This window comes from Gordonia shandongensis DSM 45094, from assembly GCF_000423025.1.
In the GTDB taxonomy this organism is placed as follows: Bacteria; Actinomycetota; Actinomycetes; order Mycobacteriales; family Mycobacteriaceae; genus Gordonia; species Gordonia shandongensis.
Map to the genome: position 1 here is coordinate 335,938 of NZ_AUHE01000002.1, position 26,071 is coordinate 362,008.

Consider the following 26,071-nt stretch of genomic DNA (forward strand, 5'->3'; position numbering starts at 1 on the left):
GACGTTCGGGGACTGCTCACGACACCGCCGCGGTGTCGACGACCTGGAGTCCACCGTCCCGCGCGGAGACCATCAGGAGCGCGCCGCTCGTCGGATCGACATCCATGGCGGCGACCTGCGGGACGGTCGCGATCCGGTGCTTCTCGACCGCTTCACCGGAATCGAGGGCGTACGCGACGGCGGTGTTCGACGCCGTCGACGAGATCCAGAGCAGGTTCCGTGCGGAGTCGTAGGCGAGCGCGAAGGGGCTCGCTGGGACGGGGGCGCGCATCCGCATCACGATCGGCTGCCCGTAATACGCGTAGAACTCGTTGTTTCGGGTGCCGGAGACCAGCACGCGACCGTAGCGGTCGACGGTCGAGTGGGTGGCGCCGTCACCGGCGCGCAGTGCGGCCTTGTGTTCACCGCTGTCGACGTCGACGGGGGTGACCGCCGACTGTGCACGATCGAGGACGACCACCTGGCCGGCCCGATCGCCGGCGGTCTCCGGTGCCACCGTGATGTCGTCGACGCGGACCCACCCGCCGATGTCTCGCTGTCGTGATCCGTCGCGCGCGAACACGAGCAGTCGTCCGCGGTCGGTGCCGACCAGGGTGCGTCCGTCGGGGAGTGCGGCGACCGAGAGGACTCCGGTCAGGTCGGCTGCCTGTTCGGAGATCTCGCCGGTCGCCGACAGGTGCACGATCCCGGCGGGGCCGGCGCCGACGAAACCGTCGCGGTCGGCGGCGAGGGCCGTCAGCTCCGGCACCGGAATCTCGCGGGGCGGCGTCGTCCAGTCGACGGTCGTCCGGTCGTCGGGCCCCTCGGCCGCGGGAGACGTCGCGAACAGGCGGACCGTCCGTCCGGCTTCGTCGAGGACGGCGACGGCGTCCCGGTCACCGCGGGCCGCGACGATTGTCGCCGACGGGGGGAGGGCGACGATCGAGCCGGTCGGTGCCGGCCCCCCGGCGGGGGACCGTTCGGCCGTCGCCGGTGTGACGGTCGGCACGTCGTCCTGGGGTCCGTCGTCGGACTGGCCGCAGGCGGTGAGGACGGAGACGGTGGCCACGGCGACGAGGAGGGCCGAGAGACGGGATCGCACACGCATGCCTCCATCTTGCGTGATGGCTCGGCGCGGGGACATCGATGGGTAGCATCGGCGTTCGTGATTGAGACGATGACGTGGCTCCAGGCGATCGTGTTGGGCGCCGTGCAAGGTGTGACCGAGTTCCTGCCGATCTCCTCGTCGGGGCATCTGCGGATCGTGTCGGAGCTGTGGTTCGGCGACGACGCGGGCGCCTCGTTCACCGCGGTCACGCAGTTGGGAACCGAGCTCGCCGTCCTGCTGTACTTCGGCAAGGACATCGGCCGCATCGTCCGCGCGTGGTTCGTCGGACTTCGCGACGCATCGGCCCGCGGCATCGACTACCGGGTCGGGTGGTACGTGATTCTGGCCACGATTCCGATCGGCGTGCTCGGTTTCGTCTTCAAGGACCAGATTCGGACGGCCGGGCGGAACCTGTGGCTCGTCGCGATCATGCTGATCGTCTTCTCGTTCGTGTTCTTCGCCGCCGAACGGTACGCCGCACAGAAGCGGACCCTGGAGAAGCTCACGGGGCGCGATGCGCTCATCATGGGTGCGGCCCAGTGTCTTGCGTTGATTCCGGGGGTGTCCCGCTCGGGCGCCACGGCGAGCGCGGGTCTGTTCGCGGGCCTGGAACGCGAGGCGGCGTTCCGATTCTCCTTCCTCATCGCCATTCCCGCCGTCCTGGCGTCCGGTCTGTTCAGTCTCAAGGACGTGTTCGAGCCGGCAGGGGAGGGACTGGCGGCGACGGGACCTCAGATCGCGGTCGCGACGGCGATCGCGTTCGTGCTGGGGTACGTGTCGATCGCCTGGCTGATGCGTTTCGTGTCGCACCACTCGATGAGCTGGTTCGGCGGGTACCGGATCGCGCTCGGTGTCGCGGTCCTGGTCCTGCTGTCGACGCGCGTCATCAGCAGCTGACTACGCTGGCGGACATGACGGTCATCCTGATCCGGCACGGCCGGTCCACCGCCAATACGGCGCGACTGCTCGCGGGTCGCACGCCGGGTGTCGACCTCGACGAACACGGCGCCGTCCAGGCGACCGGGTTGGTCGACCGACTCGACGACGTCCTCGACCGGATCGTCGCGGTGGAGCGTTCCCCGTTGGAGCGGTGTGAGCAGACTGCTGCGCCGCTCGTCGCGGCGATGGCCGCTCGGAGCGGCGGCCGGGTGCACGCCCGCGTGGAGGACGATCTGATCGAGGTCGACTACGGGCAGTGGAGCAACCGGCCGATGGGCGATCTGGTCGGTGAGCCGCTGTGGCGGACGGTGCAGCAGCAGCCGTCGGCCGCCCGGTTTCCCGGCGGGGAGGGTCTCGCCGACGTCTCGCGGCGGGCGACCGCGGCCGTGCGCCGCCTGGACGGTCGTCACGGCGGCGATGACGGTCAGGGCCTGTGGGTCGCCTTCTCACACGGCGACGTGATCAAGAGCGTGCTCGCCGACGCCCTGGGACTGCACCTGGACCACTTCCAGCGCATCGTCGTCGATCCGGCGTCGATCAGCGTCGTCCACTACGGGTCCGCGCGGCCGTCTGTGCTGACGGTCAACAACTCCGGTCGGCTCGTGCTTCCGCGCGGCCCCGCGCAGGCCGATGCCGCGGTCGGCGGTTCGACGGGAGTCTGAGGGGGCCAGTCCGGACGGTACCGTGATACGGGCCGGCGCCGAGGCGGCCCGAGCCGAGGGAAGGGATGCGAACGATGGCCCGAACGATTCACGAGTTCCGCAGTCCGCAGCGCTTCGTTGCGGGAACCGTCGGTGTTCCCGGGGACCGCACCTTCTACCTGCAGGTGTCGCAGGACGCGCGGCTGATGAGCGTCGAGTTGGAGAAGCAGCAGGTGTTGATCCTGGCCGATCGGCTCGGCTATCTGCTCGACGAGGTGCAACGCCGATTCGGGACGCCGGTGCCGCCCGAGGTGTCGGAGGTCAGCGACACCGATCCCCTCGAGAGTCCCGTGGACGCCGAGTTCCGGGTGGGGTCGATGGGCCTGGGTTGGGACGCGGAGGGCGCGTCCGTGGTGATCGAACTCCTGGCGGTCACCGAGCAGCCGATCGATGAGTCTGTGATCCTCGACGACACCGATGAGGGGCCCGACACCCTTCGGATCTTCCTGACCGCCGACGAGGCACGCGAGTTCAGCGCCCGTTCGATGCGGGTGATCGCTGCGGGCCGACCGCTGTGCCCGCTCTGCTCCCAGCCGCTGGACCCGGAGGGACACATCTGTGCGCGCAGCAACGGCTACAAGCGCGATGCGGAGTTCAGCCGGTCCGTCGAGTTCGTCGACCCGGAGGTGTTGGCCGGCCTGAGCCGCCTGGTGCCCGGCTTCGACGCCTCCTTCGACGTCGACGACGACTCCGGCGACGACGATTCCGGTGACGACGACTCCGGTGACGATGCTGCGGGGGACGAAGCTGCGGGGGACGGAGCTGCGGGGGACGGAGCTGCGGGAGACGACCGGGCCGAAGACCGTGGTGATGAAGACGACGGTGATGCGGACGATGGTGATGTGGGCGACGGGGAGGGGGACGACTGACCACGGTGAACGGCGACGTGATCGATCTGCTCACCTCGGGGGAGATGACACTGCTCGGCCGGATCCCGTCCGCGAGCAACCTCACCCTGGCCTGCGTGGTTCGCGCAGGCGACGACGAACTCAGGTGTGTCTACAAGCCCGTACGCGGTGAGGCCCCGCTGTGGGATTTCCCCGACGGCACGCTCGCGGGTCGCGAGGTCGCGTCGTACCTCATCTGCGAGGCGCTCGGCTGGGATCTGATACCGGAGACGACGCTGCGGCAGTCCGGACCAGTCGACGCCGATCTGGGACCCGGCATGGTCCAACGATGGATCGACGGACCCGAGTCCGACCTGATCGACGTGGTCCGGGCCGATGCCGTCTCACCCGGTTCACTCGTGATCCTGGCCGGCCACGACGCCGACGGGACGCCGGTGGCCCTGGTCCACCGGGACGATGCCCGGCTTGCGCGGCTCGCGGTCCTCGACGCCGTCATCAACAACGCCGACCGCAAGGGCGGTCACGTTCTGACGACCGCCGACGGACGGATGTACGGCATCGACCACGGGATCTGCCTGCATGCCGAGGACAAGCTCCGCACCGTCCTCTGGGGGTGGGCCGGTCGTCCCATCGCGGACGACGATCTGGCCGCGCTCGGTGTGCTGCACTCGCTCCTGGCACAGCCGGACGCGGAACTGGTCGTCGCACTCGCCGCGCTGATCAGCGGCGACGAGATCGAGGCACTCCGGATCCGGGTGGGCGACCTCCTCGACAGCCGCCGGATGCCGTCGCCGCCGCACAGTCGGGCGATTCCCTGGCCGCCGTTCTAGAACCGTCTGCCCGGACGCTCGGAGGTCTGTGACACCCGCTGCCGGACCCCGGGGCGGCGCCGCCGGGGTCCGGGCACATACAGTTGACGGCATGCATTCGTGGCCCTCGCCTCCCATTCCGTCCGTGCCGGGCACCGGTGTTCCCCTCCGGCTCCACGACACCGCCGACGCCCAGGTGAAGCCCGTCGCGCCCGGCGAGGTCGCGACGATGTACGTCTGCGGCATCACCCCGTACGACGCGACCCACCTGGGGCATGCGGCGACCTACGTGATGTTCGATCTGATCAACCGGTCGCTTCGGGACGCCGGGCACGACGTCCACTACGTGCAGAACATCACCGACGTCGACGACCCGCTCTTCGAACGGGCGGCGCGGGACGGCATCGACTGGCGTGATCTGGGCAGCCGGGAGATCGAGTTGTTCCGGACCGACATGGAGGCCCTGCGGGTGATTCCACCGCGCGATTACGTGGGCGCCGTCGAGACGATCGACGAGGTCATTCGCGCGGTGGGTGTCCTGCTGGAGAACGGGTCGGCGTACATCGTCGACGATCCGGAGTTTCCGGACGTCTACTTCCGGGTCGATGCGACCGACCACTTCGGCTACGAGTCCGGATACGACGCCGCGACGATGGCCCGATTCTTCGCCGAACGCGGCGGGGACCCCGACCGACCCGGTAAGCGGAATCCGCTCGACGCGCTGCTGTGGCGCGCGGCGCGCGACGGGGAGCCGTCATGGGAGTCGCCGATGGGCCCCGGACGTCCCGGATGGCACATCGAGTGCTCGGCGATCGCCCTGGAACGCCTGGGCATGGGTTTCGACATCCAGGGCGGCGGCAGCGACCTCATCTTCCCGCACCACGAGTTCTCCGCCGCGCACGGCGAGGCCATCACCGGCGGGCGCCGTTTCGCCCGCCACTACGTCCACACGGGAATGATCGGACTCGACGGCGAGAAGATGTCGAAGAGCCTCGGAAATCTGGTGCTCGTCTCGAAGCTTAGGGACGCAGGCGTCGATCCGGGCGCCATCCGACTGGGGCTGCTGTCGGAACACTATCGCGGCGACCGCATGTGGACCGACGACGTGCTGGCGATCGGGGAGCGGCGTCTGGCCAACTGGCGTCGAGCAGCCAAGGCGGAGACCGGGCCCGACGCCGCCGACACCGTGGCGCGGCTGCGCCAGCATCTGGCCGACGATCTCGACACCCCGAAGGCGCTGGCCGCCGTCGATGCGTGGGCCGCCGATGCGACGATCGGGATCGGCTCGTCGACCCAGGCTCCCGGGTTGATCACCGCTGCCGTGGACGCCCTGCTCGGCGTCGACATCGCCCCGCGCCGCTGACGACTGCCATCCGGCCGGGCCGGGACCCGATCCGATAGGCTACCGGCCGTGGCACGAGCTGAACGGATTCCGCGCGGTACGGCCGAAGGGGTCTGGACCGTCACGACCCAGACGTCGACGTACCTGTTGGACTTCGCCGCGATGACCCTGTTGCGGGCGCCCGGCGTGGGACGGCCCGACGGCGACGAGTGGATCATCAGCGATTTGCGGCGCGACTCGGAGGACATCCCGCTGCTGGGCGTCACCAGCTGCCGGGTCGGCGAGCCCGCGCAGTTCTGGGTGGCGGCCGCCGACGATCCTGATGTTCGCACGTGGCGCGTGACCACGCCCGTCGTCGACATCGAACGCATCGACTGACGGTTCGTCTCCTACGCCTCGGAGTCGCCGCGCCGCCGGAGGTACTTTTCGAACTCGGCCGCGATCTCATCGCCGTCGATCCGCAGCAACGCGTCGCTGAGGTCTTCGTCGCTCGACTCCTCGAGTTCCTGGACGTATTCGGCCATATCGTCGTCCTCGCTGATCATGTCGGTGATCGTGGCCTCCCATTCCGCTGCGTGATCGGCGAGCATGCCCAGATCGATCGACAGGCCCGTCACGGTCGCGACCGTGGTCAGCAGGGCGAGGGTCGCCTTCGGGTTCGACGTGTGCGAGACGTAATGGGGTACGGCGGCCCACAGGGACACCGTGGGGATGCCCGCCTGGACGAAGGCGTCCGCCAGGACTCCGGTGATCCCGGTCGGCCCCTCGTAGCGGCTGGGCTGCAGGCCGAGCCGAGCGGTGGCTTCGGTGCTCTCGGCGGTGCCGGTGACCGGGACGGGCCGCGTGTGCGGCGCATCGGCGAGCAGAGCCCCGAGTACGACCGCGAGTTCGACGCCGAGGTCGTCGGCCAGTTCGACGATCTGCCGGCAGTACGCGCGCCACCGGTGGTTGGGTTCGGGGCCCAGCACCAGGACCACGTCTCGGTCACCGCCGGGGACGACGCACGACGAGATCACGGTCGACGGCCATTCGATCCGCCGGGTCACGCCGTCCTTCTGTCGGATCGTCGGTCGGGTCGACTGATAGTCGTAGAAGTCGTCGGGATCGACCTCCCGGACCGGGGTGGCGTCCCAGGCCAGCGCCAGGTGCTCCACGGCACCGGTCGCCGAGTCGGCCGCGTCGTTCCATCCGGAGAAGGCGGCGATTAAAATCGGGTTGCGCAAAACAGGGAGCCCGCCACGACGGTCGGAATTGTCCAGGTTGTCGTGTTTCTCGGGTGGCGTGGGGCTCATTGCTCCGAGCCTACGGAGAACGGAACAGAACGGCGAACTACCCTGACGGACATGTCCTTCACGAACTCCTCCCGAACCGACTACGACTCGACCTTCCTGGACGCGATGTCCCGACGGGTCGTCATCGGGGACGGCGCGATGGGGACCATGCTGCAGGCGGCCGACCTCACGCTGGACGACTTCGCGCAGCTCGAAGGATGCAACGAGATCCTCAACGACACGCGGCCCGATGTCCTCGCCGACATCCACCGCCGATACTTCGAGGCCGGCGCCGATGCGGTCGAGACCAACACGTTCGGGTGCAACCTGTCGAACCTCGGCGACTACGACATCGCCGACCGCATCCGCGAGCTGTCGTACGCCGGCACGTCGATCGCCCGCGGTGTCGCCGACGAGTTCGGACCGTCCGCTGACGGGACGGACCGATTCGTCCTCGGATCGATCGGTCCGGGAACCAAGCTCCCCAGTCTCGGGCACACCACGTTCCAGGCGATCCGCGACGCCTACATCGAGTGCGTGCTGGGCATGCTCGACGGCGGCGCCGACGCGATCCTCATCGAGACCTCGCAGGACCTGCTCCAGCTCAAGGCCGCCGTCGTCGCCGCTCGACGTGCGATGGCGAGCGCCGGCCGTCACCTTCCGATCATCACTCACGTGACGGTCGAGACGACCGGGACCATGCTCGTGGGCTCCGAGATCGGCGCGGCGCTGGCCGCGATCGAACCGCTCGGCGCCGACGTGATCGGCCTGAACTGCGCCACCGGCCCGGCGGAGATGAGCGAGCACCTGCGCTATCTGTCCAAGCACGCCCGGATCCCGGTGTCGGTGATGCCCAACGCGGGCCTCCCGGTCCTCGGGAAGAACGGTGCCGAGTACCCCCTGACTCCGGAGGAGATGGCGTCGGCGCTCTCCGGCTTCGTCCACGATTACGGGCTCCAGTTCGTGGGCGGATGCTGTGGCAGCACGCCCGAGCACATCCGGCAGGTCGCCGAAGCGCTGCACGGTGTGCAGGCGCCGGCGCGGACACCGGAGCACGTGTCGGAGACGTCGTCGCTCTACACGGCCGTCCCGTTCCGTCAGGACGCCAGCTTCCTGGTCGTCGCCGAACGCACCAACTCCAACGGCTCCAAGGCGTTCCGCGAGGCGATGATCGACGGCGACTACGAGACGTGCCTCCAGATCGCCAAGGCGCAGACCCGCGACGGTGCGCACATGCTGGATCTCAACGTCGACTACGTGGGCCGCGACGGTGCGGCCGACATGACCGAGTTGGCCTCACGGTTCGCCACCGCGTCGACCCTGCCGATCATGATCGACTCCACCGAGCCGGAGGTCATCCAGGCGGGACTCGAGCATCTCGGCGGTCGGTGCGCCGTCAACTCGGTGAACTACGAGGACGGCGACGGACCGGACTCCCGGTTCGCCCGCATCATGAAGCACGTCGTGGAGCACGGTGCGGCGGTGGTCGCCCTCACGATCGACGAGCAGGGGCAGGCGCGCACCGCGGACCACAAGGTCGAGATCGCCGAACGCCTGATCGCCGACCTGACCGGCGACGCCTGGGGACTCGCCGAAGAGGACATCATCATCGACGCCCTCACGTTCCCGATCTCCACGGGTCAGGAAGAGGTCCGCCGCGACGGCATCGAGACGATCGAGGCCATCCGCAGAATCAAGGAGTCGCACCCCGACGTCCACTTCACCCTGGGCATCTCGAACATCTCGTTCGGGCTCAACCCGGCCGCACGGCAGGTGCTCAACTCCGTGTTCCTGCACGAGTGCGTCAAAGCCGGCCTGGACACCGCGATCGTCCACGCGTCCAAGATCCTGCCGATGGCGCGGATTCCCGAGGAGCAGCGGCAGACGGCCCTCGACCTCGTCTACAACAACCGCACCGACGACTACGATCCGCTGCAGCGGCTGATGGAGCTGTTCGAGGGCGTCTCGGCCGCCTCGGCGCGCGAGTCGCGGGCCGCCGAACTCGCAGCCATGCCGCTCTTCGAACGACTGGAGCAGCGGATCGTCGACGGCGACCGCAACGGTCTCATCGACGATCTCGATGAGGCCCGCGAGCAGGTCCCGCCGCTGTCGATCATCAACGACACCCTGCTGTCGGGAATGAAGACGGTCGGTGAACTGTTCGGATCCGGCCAGATGCAGCTGCCGTTCGTCCTGCAGTCCGCCGAGGTCATGAAGGCGTCGGTGGCGCACCTGGAACAGTTCATGGAGGCGACCGACGAAGACGGCAAGGGCCGAATCGTGCTGGCGACCGTGAAGGGCGACGTCCACGACATCGGCAAGAACCTCGTCGACATCATCCTGTCGAACAACGGCTACGACGTGGTCAACATCGGGATCAAGCAGCCCATCGCCACCATCCTGTCGGCCGCGGAGGACAGTGGCGCCGACGTCATCGGCATGTCGGGCCTCCTGGTGAAGTCCACGGTCGTGATGAAGGAGAATCTCGAGGAGATGAACACCAGGGGCAAGTCGGAGATCCCCGTTCTCCTCGGCGGTGCGGCGCTGACCCGCACCTACGTCGAGGGCGATCTCGCCGACGTCTACTCCGGTGACGTCCGGTACGCCCGCGACGCGTTCGAGGGCTTGAGCCTGATGGACGAGCTGATGGCGATCAAACGCGGTGAGGGCCCCGATCCGGACAGTCCCGAAGCCAAGGCCGCCGCCGCGAAGGTCGCCGAACGCAAGGCACGTCGCGAACGCTCCCAGCGCATCGCGGAGAAGCGGAAGGCCGAACAGGAGCCGGTCGAGGTTCCCGACCGCTCCGACGTCGCCGTCGACAACGAGCTGCCGAAACCGCCTTTCTGGGGCACCCGGATCGTCAAGGGGATCCCGGTCGCCGACTACTTGTCGATGCTCGACGAGCGCGCACTGTTCCTCGGCCAGTGGGGACTGCGCGGGACCCGCGGCGGCGACGGGCCGGACTACGACGAACTCGTCGAGACCGAGGGGCGTCCCCGTCTGCGGGAATGGATCGACCGGCTGTCGGTGGAGGGCATCCTCGCCCACGCCGCCGTCGTCTACGGTTACTTCCCGGCGGTCAGCGAGGGCGACACCGTGCACGTCCTCGAGTCTCCCGACCCCGCCGCGGCGGTCCGCCACAGCTTCACGTTCCCGCGTCAGCAGCGCTCGCGGTTCCTGTGCATCGCGGACTTCATCCGCCCGCGGGAGCAGGCCGTGGCCGACGGTTCCGTCGACGTCCTGCCGTTCCAGCTCGTCACGATGGGGACCCCGATCGCGGACTTCGCGAACCGCCTGTTCGCCGACAACGCCTACCGCGACTACCTGGAGGTCCACGGCATCGGAGTGCAGCTGACCGAGGCGTTGGCCGAGTACTGGCACCAGCGGGTCCGTCGAGAGCTGACGTTCACCGCGGGTGCGATGGCCGACGAGGACCCGGATCGTCCGCAGGGCTTCTTCGATCTGGAGTACCGCGGTGCCCGCTACAGCTTCGGCTACGGGGCCTGCCCCGATCTGAACGACCGCGCCAAGATGATCGACCTGCTGGAGCCGGGGCGCATCGGCGTGGAGCTGTCCGAGGAGCTGCAGCTGCACCCCGAACAGTCGACGGACGCGTTCGTGCTGCATCACCCCGAGGCCAAGTACTTCAACACCTGAGTCTCTACGACCGTGGGACCCGCTGGGCGGTCCCCACCGAAAGGCGTCTGCTGTGGTCGACGATCGCGCACTTCCCCTGGCCGTCTTCTGGGACATGGACGGAACACTGTTGGACACCGAGCCGCTGTGGACGCTGGCGATGGAGGAGTTCGCCGAGCGGGTCGGGGCCGTCATGACGCCCGAGTTGCGGGAGGCCACGATGGGCAACAGCTCTGTCGACGCCCTCACCCGGGTGTACGACGCCGGTCGCGTGCCGGAGTCCGGGCGCGACTTCCAGGGGGACGAGGCGCGAATGGTGCAGCGGGTGCTCGACCTGTTCGCGGACGGACTGCGGTGGCGTCCGGGGGCACTCGACGCACTGGCACTGGTGGCCGAGGCTCAGATCCCGATGCTGCTGGTGACCAACACGATCCGCGAGGTCGCCGAGGAGATGCTCGACACGCTCGGTCGTGACAGGTTCGTCGCGACGGTGTGCGGCGACGAGGTCGCGGCGGGTAAACCCGAGCCGCACATCTACCGGCGGGCCGCCGAGATCGTCGGCCATGCGCCGCGCCGATGCCTGGCCGTGGAGGACTCGCCGGTCGGTGCCGCCGCCACCCACGCCGCGGGGGTGCCCGCGATCGTCGTCCCGTCGGCCGTGCCGGTTCCCGTGCGTCCGACGTACACCTACCGCGACACCCTCGTGGGGCTGACCCTGGAGGACCTCGCGGCGGCTGTCGCGCGACCCGGCTGACGGCGGTCGGCCCGAGCGGCGGCGCGACCCCGGGGCGTGCCAGAATACATAGCGTGAAAACCTTCGATGAACTCTTCGCCGAGCTGGCCGACAAGGCGCGGAACCGACCCGCGGGCAGTGGAACGGTCGCGGCCCTCGACTCCGGGGTCCACACGCTCGGCAAGAAGATCATCGAGGAGGCCGGGGAGGTCTGGTTGGCCGCCGAACACGAGTCGGACGACGCCCTCGCCGAGGAGATCTCCCAGCTCGTCTACTGGCTCCAGGTGATGATGATCAAGCGCGGACTGCATCCCGACGACGTGTACCGGCATCTGTAGATCCGCCCGCCCGTAGAGCACGCACGTCGACGTCACCGACGAGACCGATGCCACTCGGAGACCGACGTCACCCCGAAACCGTCAACTGCGCTAGGAGCACCGCCATGCTGCGAGTCGCCGTCCCCAACAAGGGCGCCCTGTCCGAGTCCGCCGCCGCGATCCTCTCCGAGGCTGGCTACCGGAAGCGGTCCGACCCCAAGGACCTCAACGTGATCGACGTCGCCAACGACGTCGAGTTCTATTTCCTGCGACCCAAGGATGTCGCGATCTACGTGAGCGCCGGCACCCTGGATCTGGGGATCACCGGCCGTGATCTGGCCGCCGATTCCGGTGCCGAGGTGATCGAGGAGGTCGCACTCGGCTTCGGCGGGTCGACGTTCCGGTACGCCGGTCCGGCGGGGGAGGACTGGTCCGTCGACGATCTGGCGGGCAAGCGGATCGCGACGTCCTACCCGAACCTGGTGCGCCGCGATCTCGCCGACCGCGGGATCGAGGCGGAGATCATCCGGCTCGACGGGGCCGTCGAGATCTCCATCCACCTCGGTGTCGCCGATGTGATCGCCGACGTCGTCGGGTCGGGCCGCACGCTGCGGCTCCACGATCTGACGGCGTTCGGCGAATCGCTGTGCGACTCGGAGGCCGTGCTGGTCCGCAATCCGGCGAACGCCGAACCGAACCGCGCGGCGCGGCAGTTCATCAAGCGAGTCCAGGGCGTCGTGTTCGGCCAGCAGTACGTCATGATCGACTACGACTGCCCCAAGACGCTGCTCGACCAGGCGTTGACGCTGACTCCCGGGCTGGAGTCGCCGACGATCTCGCCGTTGGCCGATCCCGACTGGATCGCCGTCCGGTCGATGGTGCCGCGCAAGACCCACCAGTCGGTCATGGACGAGCTGTCGTACCTGGGCGTCCGTGCGATTCTGGCGTCCGACATCCGGTCGTGCCGGTTCTGACAGGGCTCGTCGCCGATCAGCCCTGGGCGGCGATGAGGTCGGTCTGCGCCGACCGTCCGAGGAAGCCGCTGACGTCGTAGAGGTCGGCGAAGCTGGCCCCGTACCCGCGGGTTCCGACGGCCAGGTCCGCATCGATGCCCAGCCAACCGCTGGTCGGCCGGCCGACGAGATGCACGGTGGTGTCGAGGTTCATCCACGACCACTCCCGCGGATCGAGATCGGTGCCGACGCCGTTGGCCACGTCGAGGACCGTGAAGACCTGTTCGAGGTCCGTCGGCTCCTCCCCGGCGACGAGGGGGAGGGCGGGACGGATCCACACGGCCTGCGATCGGCCGTTGCGTCCCTCGGTGAGGGCGACGACGGTGGTCCCGATGAAGCCGACTCTGCCCCACGGGACGCCGTTCTCCGGGTCGTCGGGGAAGCCGATGATCTGGTCGAGATCGTCGGGGCCGAGCGGCAGCGGTTCGCGCGGCAGCGTCCGCGCCGATGTCGTGTCGGAGGCGGCCATGCGCCAGGCCACCGCGCGGCCGGCCAGCCGGTAGTCGCCGCCGGGCTCCTGGATCTCGAGGTCGGCGGAGACCATCGAGATGCGACGACCCGGCCGCGGCATCGTCGCGCGCACGCGGTTGACTCCGAGGCCCATCGCTCCGAAGATCTCGAAGGTCACGCGCGTGAACTCCTGGCCGTCGTCGGGGACGGCGCCGAGCATGCTTCGCACGAGCAGCCCCGCGGGCGGTCCGCCGTGCTGGATCTGCGGCGACCAGACGCTCACCGTGGCCTCGGTCGGTTGGAAGTACTCGTAGCCGTCGTCGTGTCCAGGCGGTGTCGGGACGGGTTCGTAGTAGCAGTCGAACGGCACCTCGTCGAAGTTCATACCGGCACCCTATGACAAGGTTGTCACAGCAGTGACCGCCGGTGTCCGCCGTCGGCGGCGCCACGCGAACCGGCCCCCGACGCACGTGCGGCCGGAGATCGGAGGACCAGCGCACGATGGCGACGACCGGCCCATTCGCCGTGGGAGACCGCGTTCAGCTCAGCGATGCGAAGGGACGCAAGTTCACCGTCGTCCTCGAGGCGGGTAAGGCTTTCCACACCCACCGCGGAGCCATCGCCCACGACGACCTCATCGGGTCGCCGGAGGGGTGCGTGGTGGAGGCGACGTCGGGCACACAGTATCTGGCCTTACGCCCGTTGCTGACCGATTACGTGCTCTCGATGCCTCGCGGCGCCCAGGTGATCTATCCCAAGGACTCCGCGCAGATCGTCGCCGAGGGCGACGTCTTTCCCGGCGCCCGCGTCCTGGAGGCCGGCGCCGGGTCCGGGGCGCTCACGCTCTCGCTCCTGCGCGCGGTGGGACCGACCGGCAGCGTCCTGTCGTACGAAGTGCGCGACGATCACGCGGCGCACGCGGTTCGCAACGTCGAGACCTTTCTCGGCGAGGCACCCGAGAACTGGCGACTGGTGGTCGGCGATCTGGCCGATCACGATCCCGAGGACAAGTACGACCGCATCGTCCTCGACATGCTGGCGCCCTGGGAGTGCCTGGACGTCGCCCGACGCACGATCCTCCCGGGCGGGGTGCTGATCGTCTACGTCGCGACGGTCACCCAACTGTCCCGTGTCATGGAGGGACTGCGCGAACAGCAGTGCTGGACCGAGCCTCGCGCCTGGGAGTCGCTGGTCCGCGAGTGGAGCGCCGTCGGACTCGCCGTCCGCCCCGAGCATCGGATGCAGGGTCACACCGCGTTTCTCATCACTGCGCGGCGGCTCGCCGACGGAACCGAAACCCTTCGCGTTCAGCGACGTCCGACACGCGGGTAGCGTGGTCATGGCAGTCCAGTGAAGGAGGCACGATGACCGAGTCGGATCAGACGTCGAGCAGCGTCGAGTTCTCGACGATGCAGCAGCGCGTCGAGAGTCTCACCGTCCGGAACGGGAAGCTCACCGAGATGCTCAAGGATGCGCGCTCCCAGCTCATCGCCCTTCGTGAAGAGGTCGACAACCTCGGGCAGCCGCCCAGCGGTTACGGGGTCCTCCTCGCGGTCTGCGACGACGACACCGTCGACGTGTTCACCTCGGGCCGCAAGATGCGGTTGACGCTGTCTCCGAACGTCGAATCCGCCTCCCTGCGGCGCGGTCAGTCGCTGCGCCTCAACGAGGCGCTCACGGTCGTCGAGGCCCTCGAGTACGACGCGGTCGGCGAGATCGCCGCGCTGCGCGAGATCCTCGCCGACGGGCGGCGGGCGCTGGTCGTCGGTCACAGTGACGAGGAACGCATCGTCGCGCTCGCGGACTCGTTGATCCACGTCGACGACGGTGGCGAGAACTCCCGGACGCTGCGGCCGGGGGATTCGCTGATGATCGACTCGAAGGCCGGTTACGCGCTCGAACGCATTCCGAAGGCCGAGGTCGAGGACCTGGTCCTCGAGGAGGTGCCGGATGTCGACTACGAGGACATCGGCGGGCTCCGGAGGCAGATCGAGCAGATCCGCGATGCCGTCGAGCTGCCGTTCCTGCACAAGGACCTGTTCCGCGAGTACGCGCTGCGGCCGCCCAAGGGCGTTCTGCTCTACGGTCCGCCCGGTTGCGGTAAAACGCTCATCGCCAAGGCGGTCGCCAATTCGCTGGCGCGGAAGATCGCCGAGTCGCGTGGTGACGACGCCCGCGAGGCGAAATCGTACTTCCTCAACATCAAGGGTCCCGAACTGCTCAACAAGTTCGTCGGCGAGACCGAGCGCCACATTCGGTTGATCTTTCAGCGGGCGCGCGAGAAGGCGTCCGAGGGTACGCCGGTGATCGTCTTCTTCGACGAGATGGACTCGATCTTCCGGACACGCGGCTCCGGGGTGTCCTCGGATGTGGAGACCACCGTCGTCCCGCAGCTGCTCAGCGAGATCGACGGCGTCGAGGGACTCGAGAACGTCATCGTCATCGGTGCGTCGAACCGCGAGGACATGATCGATCCCGCGATCCTCCGCCCGGGTCGGCTCGATGTGAAGATCAAGATCGAGCGGCCCGATGCGGAGTCGGCGATCGACATCTTCTCCAAGTACCTCACCACCGAGCTCCCGCTGCATCCGGAGGATCTGGCGGAGTTCGACGGTGACCGGCAGGCGTGTGTCGACGGGATGATCCAGCGTGTCGTCGAGCGGATGTACGCGGAGTCCGATGACAACCGGTTCCTCGAGGTCACCTACGCCAACGGTGATAAAGAGGTCATGTTCTTCAAGGACTTCAACTCCGGTGCGATGATTCAGAACGTGGTCGATCGGGCCAAGAAGTACGCGATCAAGGGCCACCTGGACACCGGGCAGAGCGGTCTTCGCATCTCGCACCTCCTCGATTCGATCCTCGACGAGTTCTCGGAGAACGAGGATCTGCCGAACACCACGAATCCCGACGACTGGGCGCGGATCTCGGGCAAGAAGGGCGAACGGATCGTGTACATCCGGACGCTGGTCACCGGAAAGACCGCGGGTGCGAGCCGGGCGATCGACACCGAGTCGAACACCGGCCAGTACCTCTGAGCGGTCGCCCCGCAGCGGAGTCATTCCCTCGACGGATACCGGACGTTCCCGACGTCTAGAGTGATCGGCGATGAATACGACACCGGTGACCCCGCTCAACGTGCGCGTGGCGCAGTCTCGCCCCCAGGTGCTCCGGACTTCGCCTGCGACACTCGGCCGGACGCCCGAGAACGCGGTGGTCGTGAACCATCCGCTGGTCTCGCGCGTACACCTGGCCTTCGAGTGGTCCGACGGGTGGACGGTCTCCGACAGGGGGAGCACCAACGGATTCTTCGTCAACGGGGCCAAGCTCGACTCGGTGCGGGTCGATCGGCCGATGCAGATCCGTCTCGGCGACGCGACCACCGGACCGGTCGTCGACCTGACGCCGCAACGCCCGTCCGTGCCGACCATCGTGCCCCCGTCGGCCGCGCAGTCGGCGCCCCCGGCCGGACCACCGGCGGCACCTCCGCCCGGACCGCCGCCCGGACCGCCGCCGCGACCGACCCCCGGAGCGCCGCGGGCGGCGAGTCCGGCTCGCCCGGCGCCCCACCACCCGGCGCCCCCATCCCCGGCTCCCCAGCGCCAGCCGCAGACACCGCCGCAGACTGCGCGGCGACCGCAGACCGGTCCGCCGGCGGCCGCGCAATACCAGCAGGCGCCGCCCAGGTTCGGTGCGCTCGCCGACGCACCGCACCTGGCCGCACTGCATCAGAACGCCTCCGCCGTGTACGAGGTGCCCGGGCATCTGCGCGGACGAGAGACGATCTCGATCACGGGCGCACAGACGATCGGCCGAACTCCCGACAACGACATCGTGGTGAGCGACGTCCTGGCGTCCCGTCACCACGCCCGCCTCACCCGCGCACCGCAGGGACTGCTGCTGGAGGATCTGGGGTCGGTCAACGGCACCTTCGTCAACGGCCAGCGGGTCATGGCGCACCGTCTCAGCGAGAACGACGTCGTCACGATCGGCAACTCCGACTTCGTGGTGGCCGAGGGAACCCTCACGCGCGGCCGCCCGCAGGCCCAGGTCGCCGGCGGCCTCGAGGTCGACGGCGTCGGCCTCACGATCGATGGCAAGGACCTGCTCAACGACGTCTCGTTCCGTGCGGCACCCGGTTCGCTCACCGCGATCATCGGGCCGTCGGGCGCGGGGAAGTCGACGGTCTCGAAGATCGTGGCCGGACTCGGCAATCCGACCGTCGGCGTCGTCAGCTTCGAGGGCCGCGGCGTGCACAGCGAGTACGAGGCGCTCCGGTCGCGTATCGGCATGGTCCCCCAGGACGACGTCCTGCACCACAAGCTCACCCTGCGGCAGGCCCTTCGCTACGCCGCGGAGCTTCGGCTGCCCTCCGACCTGTCGACCGCCGACCGCGACGTGGTGATCGACGGTGTGCTCAGCGAACTGCAGCTCACCGAACACGTCGACACGCGGGTCGACAAACTCTCGGGCGGTCAGCGCAAACGCGCATCGGTGGCCATGGAACTGCTCACCGGCCCGTCGCTTATCATCCTCGACGAGCCGACATCGGGACTGGATCCGGCACTCGACCAGCAGGTGATGAAGACGCTGCGGCGACTGGCCGACGCCGGTCGCGTCGTCCTCGTCGTCACCCATTCGCTGACCTACCTGAGTCTGTGCGATCAGGTCCTGCTCCTGGCGCCGGGCGGCAAGACCGCCTTCTGCGGCGCTCCGTCCGATGTCAGCGCCGAGCTGGGGACATCCGACTGGGCCGAGATCTTCTCATTCGTCGCGGATCAGCCGGACCAGGCATGGGCGTTGTACCGGGACCGCCATCCGCAGACCTCTCGGCCGTCGTCGGCACCGCCGATCGATCCGCCGCCCACACCGCCGCATTCGAGTCTGGTGCGACAGACGAGCACGGTGTCGCGCCGGCAGCTGCGTCTGATCTGGGCGGACCGCGGCTACCTCGCGGTCCTCCTGCTGATGCCCGTGATCCTGGGCGCGTTGACGCTGGTGATCCCGGGGGAGAAGGGGTTCAGCGCACCCGACGGTCCCCCGGGGATGCTTCCGAAGGATCCGGGGGAGGCGCTGCAGATCCTCACCGTCCTGGTGATCGGTGCCGCGTTCATGGGAACGGCGCTCTCCGTCCGCGACCTGGTCGGGGAACGGTCGATCTTCGAACGCGAACGTGCGGTGGGACTGCGACCCGCGGCGTACCTGTTCGCCAAGATCATCGTGTTCTGCCTCGTGACCACGTTCCAGGTCGCGATCATGATCGCGCTGACCTACGGGCTGCGGGCGTTGCCGTCGGCGCAGGATGTGACACCTCCCGATGCCGATGGTCCGCTGATCCCGCCGGCCGCGGCGCTGTTCCTCGCGGTCGTGACCGCAGCGTGGGTGAGTGTCCTGGTCGGCTTGACGATCTCCGCAGCGGTCCGATCCAGCGAGCAGACGATGCCGCCGCTGGTGATCGTCATCATGGTCCAGCTGGTCCTCTCGGGCGGACTGATCGCCATCGGTTCGGCGGCGGTCAAGCCGATCACCTGGCTGCTCCCGACGTACTGGGCGTATGCCAACGCGGCGCAAGCCGTCGACGTTCCGTACATCGCGCCGGACGTCGCGCAGGTGAAGCCGGTCGACGAGGAATCCGTCGACGGCCCGATCATGTACACCATGTGGGACCCGACGCCGATCCACGCGCTCATCGCTTACGGGGCGCTGGCGGCGCTGGGGGCCGTGCTCACCGGCGTCGTGTACTCGAGGCTGCGGCTGCGCTCGCACTGACCGGCACTACGCTGGCAGTCATGCAACGCATCATCGGCACCGAAGTCGAATACGGGATCTCCGCGCCGGGTGACCCGTCCGCCAACCCGATCATGACCTCGACGCAGGCCGTGCTCGCGTATGCGGCTGCCGCACAGGTGCCGCGGCGCGATCAGCGAACCCGGTGGGACTACGCCGTGGAGTCCCCGATGCGGGACGCCCGAGGCTTCGACCTCGGCTCGAGCAGCGGTCCGCCGCCCATCATCGACGCCGACGAGATCGGTGCGGCGAACATGATCTTGACCAACGGGGCGCGTCTGTACGTCGACCACGCCCACCCCGAGTACTCGGCCCCGGAGGTCACCGATCCCCTCGACGCGGTGATCTGGGACAAGGCCGGAGAACGCGTGATGGAGGAGGCGGCGCGGCACGTCGCCAGCGTTCCCGGCGCACCGCGCCTGCAGTTGTACAAGAACAACATCGACGGCAAGGGAGCCTCGTACGGGACGCATGAGAACTACCTCTGCGACCGCGCCACCCCGTTCGAGTCGATCGTCGCCGGCTTGATGCCGTTCTTCGCTTCACGTCAGGTGATCTGCGGCTCCGGTCGCGTCGGCATCGGGCAGCGCGGTGAGGAGCCCGGATATCAGCTGTCGCAGCGGGCCGATTACATCGAGGTCGAGGTGGGGCTGGAGACCACCCTCAAACGGGGGATCATCAACACCCGGGACGAACCGCACGCCGATCCGGAGAAGTACCGACGGCTGCACGTCATCATCGGCGACGCCAATCTGGCCGAGACCGCGACCTACCTCAAGGTCGGCACCACTGCACTCGTCCTCGATCTCATCGAGGCCGGGGTCGACCTGTCCGATCTGGCGTTGGCTCGTCCGGTCGACGCCGTGCACGCGATCAGCCACGATCCGACCCTGCGCGCAACGGTGGCGCTCGAGGACGGTCGGGAGATGACGGGACTCGCCCTGCAGCGCGAGTATCTCCACCGGGCGCAGACGTTCCACGACCGGAACCACGTCGACGATGCGCGCGCCGCCGACGTCCTCGCCATGTGGGCCGACGTCCTCGACCGGCTCGAGCGCGACCCGATGGAATGCGCGGACATCCTCGACTGGCCGGCGAAGCTGCGGCTCCTCGACGGCTTCCGGACCCGCGAGGGTCTCGGATGGTCGGCGTCTCGACTCCATCTGATCGATCTGCAGTACTCCGACGTCCGGCTCGACAAGGGGCTCTACAACCGCTTGGTGTCGCGGGGCTCGATGAAGCGCCTCGTCACCGAGGAGCAGGTCGCGAACGCGGTGCACAACCCGCCGGAGACCACCCGCGCCTATTTTCGCGGCGAGGCGGTCCGTCGATTCGGCGCAGACGTCGCCGCCGCGAGCTGGGATTCGGTGATCTTCGACCTCGGCGGCGACTCGATGGTGCGAATCCCGATGCTCGAACCGCTCCGCGGGACCGCACGGCATGTCGCCGAATTGCTCGAGACCGCGCAGAGCGCAGCGGAACTCGTCGACCGGCTCACCGCACAGTGACCGCGACGGGGACCACCACACGGACCCCGACCGGAGCCGGCCCGGGCCGGTAGGGTTGAGGTCCAGACCACTCTTCAGGAGGCGAATATGGCGCAGGAGCAGACTCATCGCGGCGGCGGGGGCGGCGACGACGAGATCGTCGGCGGCGGTGCCGCCGGACAGGAACGTCGTGAGAAGCTCGCCGAGGACACCGACGACCTGCTCGACGAGATCGACGACGTGCTCGAGGAGAATGCCGAGGACTTCGTCCGCGCCTACGTGCAGAAGGGCGGGCAGTGAGTCTGCGCCCCGGCGACACGGTTGGCCCCGACATCTCGTCGTTCACGGAGTACCTCCGGGTGAACGCTCCGGACCGGTTGCCGCACAACGCTCTTGCCGATCGCACCGCGACGCCGTCCGCGACCTCCGCGATTCCGCACGGCACGACGATCGTCGCCGTGAGCCACCCGGGCGGGGTGATTCTCGCCGGCGATCGCCGGTCGACGATGGGCAACCTCATCGCGACCCGCGATGTCCAGAAGGTGTACGTGACCGATGAGTTCTCGGCGGCCGGGATCGCCGGTACCGCGGGCATCGCCATCGAGATGGTCCGCCTGTTCACCGTCGAGTTGGAGCACTACGAGAAGATCGAGGGCGTCCCGCTGACGCTCGACGGCAAGGTCGCCCGACTCGCCACGATGGTGCGCAGCAACCTCGGAGCCGCGATGCAGGGCCTCGCCGCGATTCCGCTTCTCGTCGGATTCGACGCCGACGCCGACGCCGCGGCGCGCGGCCGCATCTTCTCGTTCGACGTGGCCGGGTCACGGCACGAGGAGACCGCCGGGTACGAGGCCATCGGCTCCGGTTCGGTCTTCGCCAAATCGTCCCTCAAGAAGCTCTATCACCCGGCCCTGTCCGGCGACGAGGCGCTGCAGGTCGCGGTGGAGGCGTTGTACGACGCCGCCGACGACGACTCGGCGACCGGCGGACCCGATCTGGTGCGCAGAATCTTCCCGACCGCCGCGCACGTGACGGCCGACGGCGCGCAGTTGGCCGCGGAGTCGCAGATCGAGGAGGCCGCCGAGGCCGTGATCGCCCGACGGCGTGCCGAGGCGGCCGGGGGAGGCGACCTATGACGTTCCCGTACTACGCCAGTGCCGAGCAGATCATGCGCGACCGCTCGGAACTCGCCCGGAAGGGCATCGCACGTGGGCGCAGCGTCATCGCGCTCACCTACGCGGACGGCGTCCTGTTCGTGGCCCACAACCCGTCCAACACCCTGCGCAAGGTCAGCGAGATCTACGACCGCATCGGTTTCGCCGCCGTCGGGAAGTACAACGAATTCGAGGGTCTCCGCAAGGCGGGCATCCAGATGGCGGACTTGCGGGGCTACAGCTACGACCGGGCCGACGTCACGGGACTGTCGCTGGCCAGCGCCTACGCCAACACCCTCGGAGCGGTGTTCACCGAGCAGGCCAAACCGTTCGAGGTCGAACTGTGCGTCGCGGAGGTCGCCCAGCCGGGGCGCGAAACCGCCTCGAGGCTCTATCGAATCGGCTACGACGGGTCGATCGTCGACGAGACGTCGTTCATCGTGATGGGCGGCACCACGGAGCCGATCGTCACGGCGATGACCGAGGCCTACCGTCCGGACCTCGATCTGGCCGCGGCGGTGAGGATGTCGGCGGCGGCTCTCGCCGCGTCGGCCGACACCCCTTCCTCGGGGAGCACGGCCTCGGGGGGCACGACATCGGGGAACGCGGGATCGGGGAGTCCCGCGGCAGGCGAGAAGGCGGCTCCGCCCGCGCTGACCGCGGCCGACGTGGAGGTCGCGATCCTCGACCGCACACGGCCGCGACGCGCCTTCCGCCGTCTCACCGACGCGGCCGTCGCCACACACCTCGGACAGGAGTGACCCGGTGGAACGACGCATCATGGGCATCGAGACGGAGTACGGCGTCACCTGCACCTTCCAGGGGCAGCGACGACTGAGCCCGGACGAGGTCGCACGCTACCTCTTCCGGCGGGTCGTCGCGTGGGGACGCTCGTCGAACGTCTTCCTCACCAACGGCTCACGCCTGTATCTGGACGTCGGCTCGCATCCCGAGTACGCGACCGCGGAATGCGACTCGATCTCCCAGTTGATCGCCCACGACCGCGCCGGGGAGCGGATCCTCGAGGAGCTGCTGGTCGACGCCGAGGAACGCCTCACCGCCGAGGGGATCGGCGGAGACATCTATCTGTTCAAGAACAACACCGACTCCGCGGGCAACTCGTACGGCTGTCACGAGAACTATCTCGTGAGCCGCGTCGGCGAGTTCGGCCGGGTCTCCGACGTCCTGTTGCCGTTCCTCGTCACCCGTCAGCTCATCTGCGGCGCCGGCAAGGTGCTCACGGTCGGGCACGAGGCCAAGTACTGCCTGTCCCAGCGTGCCGATCACATCTGGGAGGGCGTCTCCTCGGCCACCACCCGGTCGCGGCCGATCATCAACACCCGGGACGAGCCGCACGCCGACGCCGAGAAGTACCGTCGGCTCCATGTGATCGTCGGCGACTCCAACATGTCGGAGACGACGACGATGCTCAAGGTGGGGTCCGCCCTGCTGGTCCTCGAGATGATCGAGTCGGGGATCTCGTTCCACGACTTCGCCCTGGACAATCCGATCCGTGCGATCCGCGACATCAGTCACGACCCGACGGGTCGCCGCGAGATCCGGCTCGCCGGCGGGCGTACCGCCACGGCACTGTCGGTGCAGCGCGAATATCATGCGCGAGCGGTCGCGCATCTGGCCGACCGGACGCCGGATCCCGTCATGGATCGAGTCGTCGATCTGTGGGGGAGGGTGCTCGACGCCGTCGAGACCGACGACTTCAGCCGAGTCGACACGGAGATCGACTGGGTCATCAAACGCAAGCTGCTCCAGCGGTATCAGGATCGCCTGTCGATCGACCTCGCGCACCCGAAGATCGCGCAGCTCGACTTGGCGTACCACGACATCCGACGCGGCCGCGGCGTCTTCGACGTGCTCGCGCGCAAGGGCCTGGCCGACCGGGTGGTCACCGACGATGAGATCGACCGGGCCGTCTCGGAGCCGCCGCAGACCACTCGCGCCCGGCTCCGCGGGGAGTTCATCACGGCGGCGCAGGCTGCGGGCCGCGACTTCACGGTCGACTGGGTCCATCTCAAGGTCAACGATCAGGCGCAACGCAACGTGCTGTGCAAGGACCCGTTCCGCAGCGTCGACGAGCGCGTCGATCGGCTGATCGCCTCGCTCTAGCACCTACAGTGGGGCGGTGGCCAAGAAAAACGAGAGGCTCGTGAACCTCGTCATCTGTCTGATGTCCGCACGGCAGTTCGTCACCGCCGACTTCATTCGAGAGAACGTCATCGGGTATTCCGGCGGGGACCAGCAGGCGGACTCGTTCAAGCGGATGCTCGAACGGGACAAGCGGGAGCTCCGCGAGATGGGCATCCCCGTCGAGACGGGCCGCAACCCGTCCGGCGAGGAGGGATATCGCATCAACCCCGACGAGTATTCGCTCCCGGACATCACACTCGATCCCGACGAGGCGGCCGCCGTCGCGGCAGCCTCGGCGGTGTGGCATGAACCCGAGGTGGCGGCCGTCTTCCAGACCGCCCTGTTGAAGTTGCGTGCCGCGGGCGTCGAGGTTCGCCAGGACGACGAGTTGGCGGTGAGCCACGGTGCCGCGACGCGATCGGTCGGCGACGAGCGCGTGATCGGTGCACTCCTGTCGGCCATCGACGCGCGGCGGTCGGTGCGTTTCACCCATCGCACCGTCCGCGGTCGGAGCGAGCGCAGCCTCGAACCCTGGGGCGTCGTCTCCCACACCGGCCGCTGGTACGTGGTCGGTCACGACCTCGACCGTGACGCGACCCGCACGTTCCGGATCTCGCGGGTCACCGACGTCCGCGCCGACTCGGCTCCCGGAGCGGTGCGGGTGCCGTCCGACATCCGACTCACCGACATCGTCGCCGAGGCCGTCGCCGAGGCCTCCGAGGCCGCCGGCTCCACCGCTCAGGTGTGGGTCGCCGCCGACCGTGCGCATGGCCTGCGGCGGATCGCCGAGACCGCCGAACGCCACGAACATCTCGGCGAGGCCGGGGATCTGCTCACCATAGCGATCCGGTCCCGGTCCGGCCTCAAGCGTCTGGTCCTGGCCGCCGGCCCCGATGCGGTGGTCCAGTCGCCGGACGATCTTCGCGCCGAGGTGATCGCGGACCTGGACCGGCTGATCGCGCAGGAGGCGGCGTCATGACCTCGGCGACCGCACCGTCCCGGCTGTCGCGCCTGCTGGCGATGGTGCCGTACTTCCAGGCCCGTCCCGGCATCAAGCTCGCGACCGCAGCCGACGATCTCGGGGTGAGTGTTCCCCAGCTGACCGCAGACCTCGAACAGCTCTTCGTCTGCGGGCTGCCCGGATACGGCCCGGAAGACCTCATCGACATCCAGTTCTGGGACGGATACGTCAGCGTGCTGTTCACCGCGGGCATGGATCGTCCGCTCCGATTGACCGGCACCGAGGCCAACATCGTCCTGATGGCGTTGAACATGGTCTCCGACACGCCGGGGGCGGCGGATCCCGCCGCAGTGCGCAGTGCGATCGCCAAGATCGAGGCGGCGGTCGGCGCCGCCGGCCGTGCCGTCGCCACGGACGTCGCGGACGTCGGCGAGCGACCCGTCGACCAGTCGCTCCGCACCGCCATGGAGACGCGCCGCGCCGTGCGCATCCGCTACTACACGCCCAGTCGGGACTCGGTGTCCGAGCGAACGGTCGATCCGATCCGGATCACGGCGGTCGACGGGAACTCCTATCTCGAGGCGTGGTGCCGATCTTCGGAGGGCGTCCGACTGTTCCGTTTCGACCGGGTCGAGTCGGCCGACGTCCTCGACGAGGAGTCGGCGCCGCCGACCACCGTGGGTCCGCTCGAACCGCCGACCGACGTCCGCGCCCTGACCGGGGAGCTTCCGGTCGCCCGGATTCAGATCGATCCCGAGTCGATCTGGCTGCTCGAGTACTACGCGGCCGATCCGGAGTCGGAGCTCGACGAGGCTCCCGACGTTCCGATCGCGGCCACCCTGCGGTACGGGTCGCCGGAGTGGCTCACCCGATTCCTCCTCGGCTTCGGCGGTCGGGTCAGGTTGTTGTCGGCACCCGACGACATCGCCGCCGACCTGGGCCGGACCGCGCAGTCCGCGCGCGCCCGTTACCGGCGGTGATCTGACCGCGACGGGACGCCGCTGTTTGGGTAGACTTACGAGCAGACACCACTGTCGTGTGAAGGGTTCAATCATGGGTGCAATGTCACCGTGGCACTGGGCGATCGTGCTCATCGTGCTGGTCGTGCTGTTCGGTTCCGCCAAGCTGCCCGGAGCCGCCCGCGGCCTGGGACGTTCGCTGCGCATCTTCAAATCGGAGATCCAGGAGATGCAGAAGGACGGCAAGGACGGCAAGGACTCGACCGATGACGCCGAGGCCGAGCGTCGTGAGCTGCCGACCGCCCGGAAGCCGGTGAGCGACCCGGCCGACGGTGAACCGGTCGACAAGAAGTCCGCGTAACCGCGCACCACCGCGAGTGCGCACACGAATCTCGCTCGGTCGACTCGATCCTCGCCGCCGACGGAGCCGAG

The 26,071-nt window shown here is 68.6% G+C and carries 24 protein-coding genes; 21 read left to right on the forward strand and 3 right to left on the reverse strand.

Annotation, left to right across the window (positions count from 1 at the left end; genetic code table 11):
- Positions 1-16 precede the first annotated feature (16 nt).
- Entirely contained in the window at positions 17-1,087 is a 1,071-nt protein-coding gene (locus tag G528_RS0104415) for an NHL repeat-containing protein (RefSeq protein WP_026917916.1), read from the reverse strand.
- 57 nt (positions 1,088-1,144) lie between these two features.
- Here G528_RS0104415 and G528_RS0104420 point away from each other — a divergent pair, with 57 nt between their 5' ends.
- The 6 genes from G528_RS0104420 (at position 1,145) to G528_RS0104445 (ending at position 6,104) form a co-directional block, all read left to right on the forward strand.
- Positions 1,145-1,984 (forward strand): undecaprenyl-diphosphate phosphatase, encoded by an 840-nt coding sequence (locus tag G528_RS0104420; protein ID WP_026917917.1) that lies wholly within the window; start codon positions 1,145-1,147, stop codon positions 1,982-1,984.
- A gap of 14 nt (positions 1,985-1,998) precedes the next feature.
- Positions 1,999-2,688, forward strand: coding sequence for an MSMEG_4193 family putative phosphomutase (locus G528_RS0104425; RefSeq protein WP_026917918.1), 690 nt, complete (start codon positions 1,999-2,001; stop codon positions 2,686-2,688).
- A gap of 74 nt (positions 2,689-2,762) precedes the next feature.
- The gene (locus G528_RS16375) at positions 2,763-3,596 is read left to right on the forward strand and encodes a DUF3090 domain-containing protein (RefSeq protein WP_084638039.1); all 834 of its coding nucleotides are present in this window, start codon (positions 2,763-2,765) and stop codon (positions 3,594-3,596) included.
- Between the two features lie 5 nt (positions 3,597-3,601).
- Positions 3,602-4,405 (forward strand): SCO1664 family protein, encoded by an 804-nt coding sequence (locus G528_RS0104435; RefSeq protein ID WP_026917919.1) that lies wholly within the window; start codon positions 3,602-3,604, stop codon positions 4,403-4,405.
- A 91-nt stretch (positions 4,406-4,496) separates the two neighbouring features.
- Positions 4,497-5,747, forward strand: coding sequence for a cysteine--1-D-myo-inosityl 2-amino-2-deoxy-alpha-D-glucopyranoside ligase (gene mshC / locus G528_RS0104440; RefSeq protein ID WP_026917920.1), 1,251 nt, complete (start codon positions 4,497-4,499; stop codon positions 5,745-5,747).
- 48 nt (positions 5,748-5,795) lie between these two features.
- Positions 5,796-6,104 carry a hypothetical protein gene (locus G528_RS0104445; RefSeq protein WP_026917921.1) on the forward strand — a complete coding sequence of 103 codons (309 nt, stop codon included), beginning with the start codon at positions 5,796-5,798 and terminating at the stop codon, positions 6,102-6,104.
- 11 nt (positions 6,105-6,115) lie between these two features.
- Here G528_RS0104445 and G528_RS0104450 read toward each other — a convergent pair whose 3' ends face one another.
- A complete protein-coding gene (locus G528_RS0104450; RefSeq protein ID WP_051198270.1) occupies positions 6,116-7,018 on the reverse strand; it encodes a PAC2 family protein in 903 nt (300 codons plus the stop codon).
- A 51-nt stretch (positions 7,019-7,069) separates the two neighbouring features.
- Here G528_RS0104450 and metH point away from each other — a divergent pair, with 51 nt between their 5' ends.
- The 4 genes from metH (at position 7,070) to hisG (ending at position 12,657) form a co-directional block, all read left to right on the forward strand.
- The gene (gene metH, locus G528_RS0104455) at positions 7,070-10,654 is read left to right on the forward strand and encodes a methionine synthase (RefSeq protein WP_026917923.1); all 3,585 of its coding nucleotides are present in this window, start codon (positions 7,070-7,072) and stop codon (positions 10,652-10,654) included.
- 52 nt (positions 10,655-10,706) lie between these two features.
- On the forward strand, positions 10,707-11,387 hold the full coding sequence (locus G528_RS0104460; protein WP_026917924.1) for an HAD family hydrolase: 681 nt from the start codon (positions 10,707-10,709) through the stop codon (positions 11,385-11,387).
- 53 nt (positions 11,388-11,440) lie between these two features.
- Positions 11,441-11,704, forward strand: coding sequence for a phosphoribosyl-ATP diphosphatase (locus G528_RS0104465; protein ID WP_026917925.1), 264 nt, complete (start codon positions 11,441-11,443; stop codon positions 11,702-11,704).
- Positions 11,705-11,808: 104 nt separating this feature from the next.
- Positions 11,809-12,657: an ATP phosphoribosyltransferase gene (gene hisG / locus G528_RS0104470; RefSeq protein WP_026917926.1), complete on the forward strand. Its 849-nt coding sequence runs from the start codon at positions 11,809-11,811 to the stop codon at positions 12,655-12,657.
- A gap of 16 nt (positions 12,658-12,673) precedes the next feature.
- Here hisG and G528_RS0104475 read toward each other — a convergent pair whose 3' ends face one another.
- Entirely contained in the window at positions 12,674-13,531 is an 858-nt protein-coding gene (locus G528_RS0104475) for a thioesterase family protein (RefSeq protein WP_026917927.1), read from the reverse strand.
- Positions 13,532-13,647: 116 nt separating this feature from the next.
- Between G528_RS0104475 and G528_RS0104480 the strand changes: the two genes are divergently transcribed.
- The 11 genes from G528_RS0104480 to tatA all read left to right on the forward strand — a co-directional run bounded on the left by G528_RS0104480 (position 13,648) and on the right by tatA (position 26,000).
- Positions 13,648-14,478, forward strand: coding sequence for a tRNA (adenine-N1)-methyltransferase (locus G528_RS0104480; protein ID WP_026917928.1), 831 nt, complete (start codon positions 13,648-13,650; stop codon positions 14,476-14,478).
- A 32-nt stretch (positions 14,479-14,510) separates the two neighbouring features.
- Positions 14,511-16,184 carry a proteasome ATPase gene (arc, locus tag G528_RS0104485; RefSeq protein WP_026917929.1) on the forward strand — a complete coding sequence of 558 codons (1,674 nt, stop codon included), beginning with the start codon at positions 14,511-14,513 and terminating at the stop codon, positions 16,182-16,184.
- A gap of 70 nt (positions 16,185-16,254) precedes the next feature.
- Complete coding sequence (locus G528_RS0104490; RefSeq protein ID WP_026917930.1) at positions 16,255-18,915, forward strand: FHA domain-containing protein; 2,661 nt, start codon at positions 16,255-16,257, stop codon at positions 18,913-18,915.
- Positions 18,916-18,935: 20 nt separating this feature from the next.
- Positions 18,936-20,441, forward strand: a complete 1,506-nt coding sequence (dop, locus tag G528_RS0104495; protein ID WP_026917931.1) for a depupylase/deamidase Dop — start codon at positions 18,936-18,938, stop codon at positions 20,439-20,441.
- 87 nt (positions 20,442-20,528) lie between these two features.
- Positions 20,529-20,720: a ubiquitin-like protein Pup gene (locus G528_RS0104500; protein WP_026917932.1), complete on the forward strand. Its 192-nt coding sequence runs from the start codon at positions 20,529-20,531 to the stop codon at positions 20,718-20,720.
- Entirely contained in the window at positions 20,717-21,556 is an 840-nt protein-coding gene (gene prcB, locus G528_RS0104505) for a proteasome subunit beta (protein ID WP_026917933.1), read from the forward strand. The genes G528_RS0104500 and prcB overlap by 4 nt, the downstream gene beginning before the upstream one ends.
- Positions 21,553-22,335: a proteasome subunit alpha gene (prcA, locus tag G528_RS0104510; RefSeq protein ID WP_026917934.1), complete on the forward strand. Its 783-nt coding sequence runs from the start codon at positions 21,553-21,555 to the stop codon at positions 22,333-22,335. The genes prcB and prcA overlap by 4 nt, the downstream gene beginning before the upstream one ends.
- A gap of 4 nt (positions 22,336-22,339) precedes the next feature.
- On the forward strand, positions 22,340-23,698 hold the full coding sequence (gene pafA / locus G528_RS0104515) for a Pup--protein ligase (protein WP_026917935.1): 1,359 nt from the start codon (positions 22,340-22,342) through the stop codon (positions 23,696-23,698).
- Between the two features lie 61 nt (positions 23,699-23,759).
- On the forward strand, positions 23,760-24,698 hold the full coding sequence (locus tag G528_RS0104520; protein ID WP_051198320.1) for a helix-turn-helix transcriptional regulator: 939 nt from the start codon (positions 23,760-23,762) through the stop codon (positions 24,696-24,698).
- The gene (locus G528_RS0104525) at positions 24,695-25,660 is read left to right on the forward strand and encodes a helix-turn-helix transcriptional regulator (protein WP_026917937.1); all 966 of its coding nucleotides are present in this window, start codon (positions 24,695-24,697) and stop codon (positions 25,658-25,660) included. The genes G528_RS0104520 and G528_RS0104525 overlap by 4 nt, the downstream gene beginning before the upstream one ends.
- A 73-nt stretch (positions 25,661-25,733) precedes the next feature.
- Positions 25,734-26,000, forward strand: coding sequence for a Sec-independent protein translocase subunit TatA (gene tatA / locus G528_RS0104530; protein WP_026917938.1), 267 nt, complete (start codon positions 25,734-25,736; stop codon positions 25,998-26,000).
- The last annotated feature ends 71 nt before the right edge of the window (positions 26,001-26,071 follow it).

Coding starts and splice junctions, on each gene's coding strand:
- tatA (WP_026917938.1), top strand. CDS start 25,734: ATGGGTGCAATGTCACCGTGGCACTGGGCGATCGTGCTCATCGTGCTG.
- G528_RS0104475 (WP_026917927.1), bottom strand. CDS start 13,531: ATGAACTTCGACGAGGTGCCGTTCGACTGCTACTACGAACCCGTCCCG.
- dop (WP_026917931.1), top strand. CDS start 18,936: ATGCAACGCATCATCGGCACCGAAGTCGAATACGGGATCTCCGCGCCG.
- G528_RS0104450 (WP_051198270.1), bottom strand. CDS start 7,018: ATGAGCCCCACGCCACCCGAGAAACACGACAACCTGGACAATTCCGAC.
- G528_RS0104480 (WP_026917928.1), top strand. CDS start 13,648: ATGGCGACGACCGGCCCATTCGCCGTGGGAGACCGCGTTCAGCTCAGC.
- G528_RS0104520 (WP_051198320.1), top strand. CDS start 23,760: ATGTCCGCACGGCAGTTCGTCACCGCCGACTTCATTCGAGAGAACGTC.
- G528_RS0104500 (WP_026917932.1), top strand. CDS start 20,529: ATGGCGCAGGAGCAGACTCATCGCGGCGGCGGGGGCGGCGACGACGAG.
- arc (WP_026917929.1), top strand. CDS start 14,511: ATGACCGAGTCGGATCAGACGTCGAGCAGCGTCGAGTTCTCGACGATG.
- hisG (WP_026917926.1), top strand. CDS start 11,809: ATGCTGCGAGTCGCCGTCCCCAACAAGGGCGCCCTGTCCGAGTCCGCC.
- G528_RS0104425 (WP_026917918.1), top strand. CDS start 1,999: ATGACGGTCATCCTGATCCGGCACGGCCGGTCCACCGCCAATACGGCG.
- mshC (WP_026917920.1), top strand. CDS start 4,497: ATGCATTCGTGGCCCTCGCCTCCCATTCCGTCCGTGCCGGGCACCGGT.
- prcA (WP_026917934.1), top strand. CDS start 21,553: ATGACGTTCCCGTACTACGCCAGTGCCGAGCAGATCATGCGCGACCGC.
- G528_RS0104415 (WP_026917916.1), bottom strand. CDS start 1,087: ATGCGTGTGCGATCCCGTCTCTCGGCCCTCCTCGTCGCCGTGGCCACC.
- G528_RS16375 (WP_084638039.1), top strand. CDS start 2,763: ATGGCCCGAACGATTCACGAGTTCCGCAGTCCGCAGCGCTTCGTTGCG.
- G528_RS0104525 (WP_026917937.1), top strand. CDS start 24,695: ATGACCTCGGCGACCGCACCGTCCCGGCTGTCGCGCCTGCTGGCGATG.
- metH (WP_026917923.1), top strand. CDS start 7,070: ATGTCCTTCACGAACTCCTCCCGAACCGACTACGACTCGACCTTCCTG.
- G528_RS0104490 (WP_026917930.1), top strand. CDS start 16,255: ATGAATACGACACCGGTGACCCCGCTCAACGTGCGCGTGGCGCAGTCT.